The sequence below is a fragment of the Deinococcus metalli genome, assembly GCF_014201805.1.
Lineage (GTDB): Bacteria > Deinococcota > Deinococci > Deinococcales > Deinococcaceae > Deinococcus > Deinococcus metalli.
The window spans coordinates 1-10,990 of sequence record NZ_JACHFK010000015.1; the positions used below are offsets into that span (position 1 = coordinate 1).

Consider the following 10,990-nt stretch of genomic DNA (forward strand, 5'->3'; position numbering starts at 1 on the left):
CCTGGCCCTGGGGGGGCTGGGCTCGATCCTCGCCCTGGGACTGGCGACCGGGCTCACGCCCGCCCTCGCCAACGCCTTCTCGCTGGACGCGCCGCTCGGCCTCGCGGGCGACCTGCTGCCGGAAGCCCGCCCCACCCTGCCGGGGCCGCTCACGCTGGGCGTGGTCGGGCTGGTCACGGTGGGACTCACGGGGCTTCTCACGTGGCTCGGGGAGCGCTGGCTGGCCGCGCAACGGCTCGGAGCGCTGCTGAGTGCGGGCAGCTGATTCAACTCTGGAGGACGAACATGACCCTGAATGAAGATCATCCTGCCGTCCCCCTCGCTTCCCTGCGCTCCGTCTCCCGGCAGTACGGCGACCTGAGCGTGCTCCAGGACGTTACCCTCGACCTGCACGCCGGCGAGTTCGTCTCGGTCACCGGCCCCTCGGGGAGTGGCAAGTCCACGCTGCTGAGCGTCCTGGGGCTGCTCGAGCGGCCCAGCCGCGGGCAGGTGTGCCTGCACGGCCAGGACGCTTGGACGCTCCCCGACCGCGCGCAGTCGCGGCTGCGCGGCGAGATGCTGGGCTTCGTCTTCCAGGGCTTCCACCTGCTGCCGGAGCTGAGCGCGCTCGACAACGTGGCCCGGCCGCTCCGCTGGGCGGGGGTTACCAGAGTGCGGGCGCGGGAACGGGCCCTGCACGCCCTGGAGGCCGTCGGGCTGGGGGCCCGGGCCGGGCACCGCCCGGCGCAGCTCAGTGGGGGGGAGCAGCAGCGCGTGGCGATCGCCCGCGCCATTGTCCGCGAGCCCGCCCTGCTGCTCGCCGACGAGCCCACCGGCAACCTACCCCAGGCCATGTGGGGGGAGATCCTCGACCTCTTCGCCGACCTGCACGCCCGCGGCCACACCGTCGTGGTGGTCACCCATGACCCGCTGGTGGCGGCGCGCGCGCAGCGGCACGTCGTGCTAAAGGACGGACGGGTAGTGGAAGACGGGAGACGCTGAACAGGGCGCAATCTCAGCAGCAGTGCCCGTGTCAGGGCGCCGGCCGCCCCGGTCAGCCGTTCCCCTCAGCGGGCACAGCCAATCGGCGCTGGTGTCACACCGCCAGCGCCTGCTGCTCAGCATCGGGCACCCTGGCTGTCCAGCAACAACACGTCCCCTCGCTCGCCGTTCAGCAGCCATCACCACGTCATGCCAGCCGACGGGTCTTCGGCGACGCCTGTCCCCAGGGACGTGGTGAGGTAGATTGATTAGCACTGGGGCCCGTGTCGCGTGCGATACGGGCCTTGGACATGTGGTCACCCCGGGCCTGCCCGCCCTGCCGCCGCTGGACGCCCCCTGAGCCAGTCGGCTGCAGGACGCCGGGTTCAGCGCGCCGGCTCCGGACAGCGCGCCGCATTCGTGACCACCGGCATGGAGAGGCCCATCGCCTGCTTGACCACCTGGAAGCAGCGCGACTCGCCGTTCCCGTCCACCGTACTCCGGCTGGACTGGCCCGCCAGCAGCGAGAAGCGGTCGAGGCTGCCGCTGTAACCGGGGAGCCGGCCCTGCTGATAGCGGTAGCGGAGCGGCGAACCGTACGTCTGCTGGGCATAGACCGCGAAGGTGTGGCGCCCAGCCAGTCTGACCGGCGTGCCCTCGGCCGCGACCGTACCGCACCATTCGCGCACCGGCCGCCCGGCCACCAGCCGGAACGCGGCGTGCAGGCCGCCCTCGGCCAGGTAGAGGACATCCGAGCGGCCCGCCGGGAACAGCACGGCCTGCTCGTGGTTATCCCCGTTGCCGCCGCCGCAATCCTTCAGCAGGCGAACGCCGTCCTGAATGATCAGCTTCTGCAGCGTCTGCCGGGTCTGGATCAGGGACGAATCCACAGCACCGGCGGCGGCCAGGGCACTCAGGCTGAGGGCCACGAGCAGAAATCGGGTGAACTGGGGGAAGGTCATGGAGCCTCCGGGAAGTGGGTGAGGCGAAAGGAGACAGACGGAGCACACCTGTATCCAGGTCTGTGCCCGCTCAGTTGGTGAGGGTCACCAGCAGCGTGCCCCTCCTGCCCTGAGATCCGCACAGTACGCTGGGGGCCTCGAAGCTGCCGGAGACCAGGAACCGCTGCGGCCCGCTGGACGTCTGTCTCCAGCAGGCCGTGACCTGCGCGGCGCTGACCGGGCGGCCCGAGGCGGCCGTGGCCAGGAGCGCCGCCGTGCGGGCGCCCCGGGGCGTGACCGGGCCCTGGGCGCGCACCGTGACCACGCGGCCGTCGCCGGACTGACCGGGCAGGTCGAAGCGGGTGACCTCAACCTGTGTCCCGCCCGTCAGGCGGTAGCGGTAGACCCTCATCGGGTTGTTGCTGCCCTCCAGCCGGAAGCGGCGCACGCCCTGGTACACGCAGCCCAGCGTGCGGCAGATGGGGGCGCGGGCGAAGGAGGCGGAGGTGCCGACCAGGGGGGCGGTTGGGGCGGGAAGGGCGGACGCCAGGGCGGATGTGTGCAGCACGGACAGGGTCAGGAACAGACGAAGGAGCATGGAGACCTCGGGAACGGACGGGAAGCGGGATCAGCGGAGCGTCCAGGGTGCCTGAGTGGGCTGACGGTCAGGTGACCGGCGGGAGACAGAACGGGGCAGCGCAGGGCCCGGCGAGAACACCCTTGCGGCCTGACCCCGAATCTCACCGTGCGTCAGCTCCTCTTCCCTACCCTGAGCCCATGCGCCTTGTTCTCCCTCTCGTGGCCGCGCTGCTCACTTCCGGCGCGCTCGCCACCACGTGTGCGTGGCAGCCCTTCGCCGCCGCGTCGAAGGCGGCGCCGCTGATCGTGGAGGCCCGGGTGCTGCGGTACGGCGGGACGAGCGGCGACCCGCCCACCCCCGACTACATGGACGTGCAGGTGCTGAACACCCTCAAGGGCCGCGCTCCCACGAAAGAGCTGCGGGTCTACGGGGACAACGGCGGGTCGGGGCGCCGGTTCGTGTCCGGCTATCCGGTGGGCACGACCTGGATGCTGGCGCTCACCCGGGACTTCGACCACTGGCCGGTGAAGGATCGTCGCCCGCAGGTCTACGCCTTCCCGAGTTGCGCCGATCCGGGGCTGGCCGTGATCGGCGACACGGTGTTCGGCACGCTCGGAGAGCCCTTCAATTCCAGTCGCCCCCGGCAGTTCTTTTTACAAGAACTGCAATACGTGTGGAAGCATCCGCTGGGCCGCTGAAGGTGCCCGCTGGCATGGGTAGGCGCAGTAGATCTTTCCCTCCTGACGGGGGGTTATGGAGCCCCATGAACCGAGTGACCGCCATGTTCCTGATGACCCTGCTCGCGCCGTCGCCATCGGCGGTGGGCCAGGGCGAACAGAAACAACTGTTCACGTATGCGTTTCCGCAGCTGGTCTCCGACCGCGCAGCCGATCAGGCGTGCCGCCGCGCTGTGGCCGCGTCCCCGGCGTACACGGTGAACTTCAGCGGTCGCGCGTCGGCCCGCAGCCCGATTGAAAACGCGGTCGTGCAGATTATGCTCAACCGCAGGATCGGCCAGGACGGCATGACCGAGCGCAACCGCAGCGCCGACGCCACCTTCACGCTGTTCCTCGGCCGCACCGGGGGCTTCTACGCCAGCGTGAAGACCCACGTGTTCTGCCTGTTCTCCAGGACGTCCACCCGGAAGTGACTGAGTGGGGCCAAAAAAGTGTCTGGCAACCTGCCGGTGCGGCGCGACGTACTGAAGCCATGACCACCTCCCCCACTCCGCCCCTGAGTCGCAGACGCCAGTGGCTGCGCCAAGCCTGGAGGGCAGGTCGCCGCACGAAGCGCGTCACGGCCCTCGCAGTCACCCGCTTCCTGCGCATCGACCTGTGGAGGCAACTGGCGCAGGCCTACACCTGGATGCTGACGCTGGTGGCCCTTTTCGCCGGCTTCTGGGTGGTGGGCAGCGTCTACCTGCAGCTCAGTGACCCCAAGCAGGCGGCCATCAAGATCTTTCCCGGTGGCCTGAATGACGCGGCGGCGCTCATTCCGCTGGCCCTCGCGGGCTTCGCCGCCCTGCTGTTCAGCGCTCAGGGCGGCGCCCCCTCTGGCACCCCCCGGCACCGCGAGTACGGTCTGGCGGCCCGGCGCCTGCTGCTGGCGGTGTACTACTTGGGGCTCAGCTTCATCCTGGGCACGGGCAGCCGCATCATGCAGGACGGCTCCTTCACGGGTTGGACGTTCGACTGGTTTCTAAACCGCCTGGCGGGGATGCTGCCCGCCGTGATGTACCTCAACGCCCTCATCGCGCTGGTGTTGATCCTAGCGGGGCTGAAGTATTTCATCCGCACCATCCTGAACCCTCGTTGAGGGGGGAGTGTCGATGAGGCCCTAAGTTGTAGAGGTTGGCGCGGAAGGCACCAGCGACTGCCACCACCCCAGCAGGGCGCCCCGCACGATGTGCTCAAAGGTGTGCAGCATCATCGGCAGATCCTCGGTGGCCCAGGTGCTGCCAAACGAGGAGCTGGCTAGACCAATAGACGTCTCAATGTATTGCCCATCCCCCCAGCGCATAGGTGGCAGACACATCGGGCGTGGCATAGGGGTGCCGGCATGCAGGGCGCGTGACCGGTAGTCATAGATGCGCTTCAGACCGCGTTGATACGCTTGAATATTTTCATAGTTGTACAGACCAAAATCAGGGCGTATCGTCGGCGGCTCAGGCCGAAAGGTCGTCAGGAAATCCAGAAACTTCCTCGTCGCGCCCATGTACGGCGCCAGATACTCCGCGATGCTGCCCAGCAGCGCCTCGCCGCCCTCTCGGGTCAGCAGATCGGCAGCCTGAGGTTGGGCGAGGCGAAACCGTTCCACGGGATCGGCACTCAGGGGATCCCACTCCACCGCCGCGGCCTCGACCGCCGCGACCAGGCGCAGCCAGGTCTGCTCGGGCTCCGCCTCGACGTTCCAGATGGCCTCCTGATACGACCGGGCGGCCTTCACCAGGGCGACGGACTGGCTGGGCGAGACCTCGTGAAAGCGGGTCAGCACCGCCGGATCCGTAAGCGACGCGGGCCGTTCGGGGAGCCCCGGAAGAATCGCCTGGGTGTGGGGCAGCGGGATCGGCGGCGGCCGCCAGCGACCTTGCAGCATCAGGGGCAGGCCGCGAGGATCCTCGCCGGGCCGGAATTCCCGTACAGACCCACCGGCCTTCACCCGGACGCCGAGAGACAGCGACAGCAGCGCCGCCCACTCGTCTGGCAGCCACATGCCGGTGTAGCGATCGGCCTTGGTCTCCAGTTTGTCTTGCTCATCGTCCCTAAGGTGGTACTGAATCCGCAGCGTGTGACTTGGACGCGGTGACTCCTCCCAGATGGCTCCTGTGTAGAGCATCTCGTACGGGCCGGCGGTACACACGTCCACGATGTGGGCGTCGGTGAAGAGATAGTGCTCGATCTCGATACCCCAGGCGTCGGGCGAGGCCTTCGCCAGCTGCCAGTTGTCATACACCAGGGCGCCGGAGTGAACGCTCGTCGCAGGCAGGAGAAGACGCTTGGGCATGGGAAAGGCCATTCTAGCGGAGGCTACCTTCAGGGTGGGAATTACCGGCCCTGCGTATTGAGCAGCTCCACCGGGTACTGCGCCGCCGCGAGTGCGATCAGTTCATACTCCACCGCCGCGACGCTTCCCAGCAAGCCTGACGGGCTGCTCAGGCCACGCCGCCAGTGTATGAGATGGACGCTGGGCAGGAACGCCCCAGCCGCGCCGTCGGCGCCAGCGCGCCCCGTATTGCTCTAGCGTCGGCGCTCTTGCAATGACTCGACCGGCCCACGCGCGGCTCCGTGATCGGACAGCCGCCCATCCTCGATCGCCGCAGGCGGTGGGGATACAGCAGCTCCCTCGACGGCGCACACGTGCTACAGGCCACAGATGCGGCCAGCGCCGCCCGTCCAGGGGCGCTGGACGGCCAGGAGTCGCGGGATGGGGCCCAGGCCCACGCGCTCATCGGCCTGGCACAGGCGCTGGCCGCTGGCCTAAGCGGTGAGCGGCCTTCTTTGAGAGGGGCGGCCCCCATGCGGGGGCCGCCCTGCGCTTCAGTCCGCCGCCTGCGGCATCACTTCGGCCTGCTCTTCCAGCGCGCCCAGGATGCTTGACACAGCGCGCTGAATCCTGGTCATGCTGCCGTGCAGCTTCTCGGCGTTGCCGCCCCAGTGGGTGATGTAGTCGGCCACAGCGGCGGTGGCCTCGACGCCGTAGACGCTGCTCAGCACGTAGGCGGCGGCGTCGGCTTCCAGCTCGCGCGTCGTGCGGTCGGGCAGATCCTCGGCGCGTTTGCCCGCGCCCTGGAAGTGGAGTGAGACATGCGCCCACTCGTGAAAGAACACGCGCAGCGCGTGCGCCGGTTCGCCCTGGCACTTCTCGCGGCTCAGGACGATCTGCCCGCCGTCCGTCCAGCCGTGCGCCCCGCGCCCCTCGCCGTCCTCCCACCGAACGGGCACCGGGCACGCGGCCGTGAGCGAGCGCAGCAGCGCGCGTGTGCCGTCGTCTCCCCCCTGAACCACCATGAAGGCGGCGCTGGGCAGCGGGTCGCCTTCGGTGTCATAGTCGGCAAAAATAGAGCTGTACTTGAAGCCCACGACCTTCTGAGCGGGCTTGCCGTTCACGGGCGGGGCCTCGTGATCGGGCATCACCAGGGGGGCCAGCACGCGCACGGCCTTTGACCCCTTCTTGACGGTGCGGCCCAGGGCCTTCCACGCGTGGAACCCGGCCACGTGCGCCGCTTCGGGAGCCTGCAACCAGATCAACACCTGATTGTTGAGGCTGTAGGTGTGGAAGCGGGCAGAGAAGCGCATGAAGGTCAGCAGCTCGTCACTGGCCCCGGCCCCCAGCTGTTCGGCCAGGCGCTGGGCGCACGTATCAATGCGCGCCATGAGTTCCTGCGTGATGGCCTGGGAGGCCTCGCGGGCGCCTTCTTTTTCCTCGGGGGTGCTGGGCTTCTTGTACGGCATGACGGACGCTCCTTTGTGCAGGGGGCGGGTGTGGACGGTGCCCCCTACACACATAAGTATATCTCAGACTTACTTAGCTGTCAAGAAAAGCAGGTATACCCGTAAGCAGGTAAACCCGCGTATGTCCGGGGGCACGCGCGAAGCGCCGCGCCTCCGGCGCGCGTCCTGGGCGGGAAGTGGCCTCCCCCTGGTACTGGTCGCGGATGTCCGGGGCCGCCCCTGTCCTTCGTGCTGTTGTCCTCTGCCCTTCCCCCACACATTTTCCCGGCGAGGGGCGGCGCGTGAGCGCCTCAGCGGCGCGCGCAGTGGAGGTCAAGGCTCCCTCCCTTGACCGCAGCGAGCACGCCGCTAAGCTCGAAGAGCGCCCCGGTTGGGGAAACCATGAAAACAGCGCGCCGGGGGGCGCTCCTTCATCTGTTGATCTTTCAGCCCGCGAGGATGGGCGCCGAGCCGCCAGGGGCCCGGTTCGAGCGGGCCGCCCGGCCGGGTCGCGGCGGCGTCCGGCCTTGGGCACAGCGCGCCGTCAGGCGCTCCTGGGTTCTTGCCGGCGCCCTCCCGGCAATCCCGGCCCCGGCCGGAAGCGGCGCGCGGAAGCGCGCAACCCTGCCTGGCCCGCCCGCCGCTGGGCCTGCACCCTGTGGGTGGGGGCCGTGGACGGTCGCACGCAACGCCGGCGACCGGGCTGCGGCCTGCAGGAACGACCGCCCTCACCCGGCGACCGTTCACGTGGGGGCGGGGCTCTGCCCCCGGGGGTAGGCCGGCCTATGGCCGGACTCAGGGGCAGACCTGCCCCTCCTGTATCAACACATCGGTGACGCACCGCTTCGACGCACCGCTCCTCCTGCACCTGGCGCCATGCCAGGTCACCACCCGCACCAGGGCATCTGTGCCAAAGCTCATCTACCCTATGCGCGCCGGCCACCTCAGCCTGACCCACCTGTTCTCTTTTGCGAACTTCAAATCAGCTCGATCTCGATGCCGAACAGACGCGCGTGATCACCCCTGACCTTCACCGGCCTGCCGCTCACGCTGCCGTGCGTCCCACGGTAGCGTGGCGTCCAGCCAGACGTCCGCGCGGGGCGCCGTTGCCGCTGCAGCGCTTCCCTTTCTGCATCACACGCGGAGTGGTGAGCAGCTCATGCTCGGCATGCTGGCAGTGCCACGAAACCTGAGGCTGGTTGTCCGGTTGGGGCCGCTGTCCCTGCTCATGCCAGATCTGAGCGCTGGAACGGCTCGTCTCGGTCAGGGGGCCGCTCCCCCAGGGTTCGCAAAAAGAAAAACGGGGTGGGGATCGGCGTCAGGCGGCGCGCAGGCAGACCTGGGGGCTGAACCTCCAGATGCGCTGGGGTGCCGCGCCAGGGCCTCGCCGTCACACCGGGTCGCCGCGCAGCCGCCCGACCTGCGCGGCGCTGAGCAGCTGGCGCGGAACACGGCCACAGTGTCGCCGGTATGGTCGCGCACGGTGGAGCGGTTCAACAGGGTGTGTGAGGTTGACGCGTCCGGGCGTGGTCGGCACCCCTTGCAGCTGGCCCCACCCGCTTGGAGCGGGGCGACTGTGCCTCTACGCGGCGTGGGCAGGCTTGTGGACTTCGCCACTTTGTACGCTGGCCCAGACCTTGCGGGCCTCGTCTTCCGTGAGGGTCGCCAGGCTCTGCACTCCACGGCCCAGCACCCGCGCACACACGGCGTAATGCTCTGTGCCGGGAACGCCGCGCCCCGCGAGTTGGCGGTGGAAGGCGGCGGCGCGTGTGCGGCCCAGGGCACCGCACTTCTCGGCGTACTTGCGGGCCATGCGCAGGCCTACCGGCCCCAGCGTGCAATAGGTCTCTTGGCCGTTGGCGGTCTCGAAGCACCACTTGGCCCACATCTCCAGCGTGCCCAGGCTGCTGAGGACGCCTACCTCGACGGTGCGGCAGGTCTGGGCGTTCACCATCGTCACCGTGAGGTCGGCGTTCAGTGTGGCCCGGAAGTAACTTTCGCCAGTGTAGGTGTACTCGTAGATCAGGCCGGGTTGGGGGTTGCGCTGCGTGCTGGTCATCCCTCGCTCCTTCGTAGGGGGCGGGTATGGAAGGTGCCCCCGATTGATCTAAGTATGTAAAACACTTACTGAAATGTCAAGGTATACCTGTAAAATGGTAAACCCGTTTACTGGTATTTAGGGCAGATCGAATCAGCTTTGGAGCATCTGCCCTACGGGCTTCGTTCAGCGTGCGTGTGCTTTCTGCAAGGGGCCGCCTTGACTGCAATGGCAGAACAAGCCAACGCGCGGCCCATCGCCGGAGGCGACACGCGGCGCCCCGCGCCCACTCCTGCCTGAGGTTGCGCCGCCCTCTTTAGAGCAGGCCCGGGAAGGCAATATTCAGCCGTTTCAATACCGGTGCTGCCACCCCTCCCTACTTCCAGCGCCTGGCTCCTTCTTTGGCCGACCAGAAGCAGCTATACACGGCGCCGGCCCAGATCAGGCCATCCACGACCGCGCCCACCCAGAGCCCCGCCCGAAGGTTCTCCAGGGCATAGTTCGCGTAGGACGTGGCCGACCACAGCAGGGCGGCGCACAGCCCCACATGAATGGCGGCGATCAACCGACCCGGCAGCTCAGGCATCGTCCTACCAGCGTACCTCCCGGTACAGCAGGCCCAGTCGGGCGATGTAGACGCCCAGGGCGGCATGATCTTCCTCGGTCATCGGCGGGCGCTGGCCCAGCAGCTCAGCTGCCACGCGCGCTGCCTCGACGGCCGTGGGGGTGGGCGGCAGGGGCTCCGGGTACAGAGCGGGGGCGGGCTGCGGCGTCCAAGCGCTGGGGGTCAGGATGAGGTCGGGCGCCAGGAGGCCGTGCGCGACCAGGGCAGCCCGCTCGCGCTGCCACAGCTCGGCGGCCGCCTGACCACTCTTCGCCAGGGCGCTGTGAAAGCGCTGCTGGAGGGCGGCCTTCGCCCACTGCTGCTCCCTGTCCTTGCGGTCTCTAATCGCCTGCACGGCGTGCAAGTGCTCGGCGTACTCGCCCACACGGCGCGACGGGTTGGAACGGCTCACGCCGGCACAACCTTCAGGATGCGGGGTTGCCAGCTGCTCAGGGCGATCTCGCGGGCCCGGTGCGGCGGGGCGGTGAGCCAGGCCGAGATGTCCTTGCTGAGCAGGAGTGCGGGCATCCGGTGGTGCACGTCGAGCAGATCCGGGGTGGGGGGGCGGGTTACCACCGTGCAGCTTTCCAGTGGGCCGTCCGGGGTGTCGGTGACGCTCCACAATCCGGCGACCAGAAGGGGCTTGGCATCGCGCCGGGCAATGCGAACCTTGACCTTCTCGCCGCCGCTCGTGGGCCATTCCCAGAAGGCCGCGAGGGGAATCACGCAGCGCTGGGCACCGAACGCCTGCCGGAACATGGGCTTCTCTTCCAGACTCTCCACCCGAGCGTTGAAGGTCGCATAGTTCTTCGCCTCGGCCAGAGTCATGCCCGGCGGCACGAGCCCCCAGCGGCCGGCGATCAGCTCGAAGCCGCCCGGCTGGCGCCGCACGAAGCGCAGCGGGTCGGTCGGACGCACCTCCAGCCGTGGGACGCCCGTGTCGTCGACTACCACCCGGAACAGGTGGCGCACGACCTCCCAGCCCGCCGGCCCCAGGTCGTCGTCGGCGCGGCCGCACATCTCAGATCACCTCTTCAAGCCAGTCGAGCGTGAAGAAGGCGCGGGCCAGGAACGGGGCCAGGTCATGCAGGACATCCCTGGCCTCATGCCGGCCCCAGTCGCCCAGCAAAACGGGCAGAGTATCGAACTCGGTTGACCCCTCAGCCAGCAGGGCGGCCCCGTACTCGACTGAGATATGACGGCGCAGTTCGTGCCAGGCGTGGGGATCGACCTCGTGACACGCGGGCACCGCCAGGATCAGCAGGGGGTGGAAGCGCAGGGGCGGCATGGGTCAGAGTACGGCAGATGAATAGGCATGTCACGTGACATGATGCTAAGTATGCTGCGCGGCACGCTTTGCCCCGCTTATGGTTCAGCACCTTCATGACAGAATTGAGGTCAGGAACCGACTGGAGAAAGGCTGGGAAGCTTTCGGCC

General features: G+C 68.5%; 14 protein-coding genes. 5 read left to right on the plus strand and 9 right to left on the minus strand.

Annotation, left to right across the window (positions count from 1 at the left end; translation table 11 throughout):
- Both HNQ07_RS20815 and HNQ07_RS20820 read left to right on the plus strand, forming a co-directional pair.
- Positions 1-265 (plus strand): hypothetical protein (locus tag HNQ07_RS20815; RefSeq protein WP_221275269.1); only part of this gene is annotated, 265 nt, incomplete at its 5' end.
- A 20-nt stretch (positions 266-285) separates the two neighbouring features.
- Positions 286-981 carry an ABC transporter ATP-binding protein gene (locus tag HNQ07_RS20820; protein WP_184115412.1) on the plus strand — a complete coding sequence of 232 codons (696 nt, stop codon included), beginning with the start codon at positions 286-288 and terminating at the stop codon, positions 979-981.
- Between the two features lie 365 nt (positions 982-1,346).
- Here the strand turns inward: HNQ07_RS20820 and HNQ07_RS20825 are convergent, their stop codons facing one another.
- Positions 1,347-1,922 (minus strand): hypothetical protein, encoded by a 576-nt coding sequence (locus tag HNQ07_RS20825; RefSeq protein WP_184115415.1) that lies wholly within the window; start codon positions 1,920-1,922, stop codon positions 1,347-1,349.
- A gap of 70 nt (positions 1,923-1,992) precedes the next feature.
- The gene (locus HNQ07_RS20830) at positions 1,993-2,499 is read right to left on the minus strand and encodes a hypothetical protein (protein WP_184115417.1); all 507 of its coding nucleotides are present in this window, start codon (positions 2,497-2,499) and stop codon (positions 1,993-1,995) included.
- Positions 2,500-2,678: 179 nt separating this feature from the next.
- Between HNQ07_RS20830 and HNQ07_RS20835 the strand changes: the two genes are divergently transcribed.
- The 3 genes from HNQ07_RS20835 to HNQ07_RS20845 all read left to right on the plus strand — a co-directional run bounded on the left by HNQ07_RS20835 (position 2,679) and on the right by HNQ07_RS20845 (position 4,296).
- Complete coding sequence (locus tag HNQ07_RS20835) at positions 2,679-3,179, plus strand: hypothetical protein (RefSeq protein WP_184115419.1); 501 nt, start codon at positions 2,679-2,681, stop codon at positions 3,177-3,179.
- 65 nt (positions 3,180-3,244) lie between these two features.
- Positions 3,245-3,631, plus strand: a complete 387-nt coding sequence (locus tag HNQ07_RS20840) for a hypothetical protein (RefSeq protein WP_184115426.1) — start codon at positions 3,245-3,247, stop codon at positions 3,629-3,631.
- Positions 3,632-3,690: 59 nt separating this feature from the next.
- A complete protein-coding gene (locus HNQ07_RS20845; RefSeq protein ID WP_184115428.1) occupies positions 3,691-4,296 on the plus strand; it encodes a hypothetical protein in 606 nt (201 codons plus the stop codon).
- Positions 4,297-4,317: 21 nt separating this feature from the next.
- Here the strand turns inward: HNQ07_RS20845 and HNQ07_RS20850 are convergent, their stop codons facing one another.
- The 7 genes from HNQ07_RS20850 to HNQ07_RS20880 all read right to left on the minus strand — a co-directional run bounded on the left by HNQ07_RS20850 (position 4,318) and on the right by HNQ07_RS20880 (position 10,841).
- On the minus strand, positions 4,318-5,484 hold the full coding sequence (locus HNQ07_RS20850) for a hypothetical protein (protein ID WP_184115430.1): 1,167 nt from the start codon (positions 5,482-5,484) through the stop codon (positions 4,318-4,320).
- Between the two features lie 533 nt (positions 5,485-6,017).
- Positions 6,018-6,932: an ArdC family protein gene (locus HNQ07_RS20855; RefSeq protein WP_184115432.1), complete on the minus strand. Its 915-nt coding sequence runs from the start codon at positions 6,930-6,932 to the stop codon at positions 6,018-6,020.
- 1,561 nt (positions 6,933-8,493) lie between these two features.
- Complete coding sequence (locus HNQ07_RS20860; protein ID WP_184115434.1) at positions 8,494-8,970, minus strand: hypothetical protein; 477 nt, start codon at positions 8,968-8,970, stop codon at positions 8,494-8,496.
- Positions 8,971-9,325: 355 nt separating this feature from the next.
- The gene (locus tag HNQ07_RS20865; protein ID WP_184115436.1) at positions 9,326-9,535 is read right to left on the minus strand and encodes a hypothetical protein; all 210 of its coding nucleotides are present in this window, start codon (positions 9,533-9,535) and stop codon (positions 9,326-9,328) included.
- A gap of 4 nt (positions 9,536-9,539) precedes the next feature.
- Positions 9,540-9,965 (minus strand): hypothetical protein, encoded by a 426-nt coding sequence (locus tag HNQ07_RS20870; RefSeq protein ID WP_184115438.1) that lies wholly within the window; start codon positions 9,963-9,965, stop codon positions 9,540-9,542.
- Complete coding sequence (locus tag HNQ07_RS20875) at positions 9,962-10,573, minus strand: SOS response-associated peptidase (protein WP_184115440.1); 612 nt, start codon at positions 10,571-10,573, stop codon at positions 9,962-9,964. Before HNQ07_RS20875 ends, HNQ07_RS20870 begins: the two co-directional genes overlap by 4 nt.
- A gap of 1 nt (position 10,574) precedes the next feature.
- The gene (locus HNQ07_RS20880) at positions 10,575-10,841 is read right to left on the minus strand and encodes a hypothetical protein (protein WP_184115442.1); all 267 of its coding nucleotides are present in this window, start codon (positions 10,839-10,841) and stop codon (positions 10,575-10,577) included.
- Between the last annotated feature and the right edge of the window lie 149 nt (positions 10,842-10,990).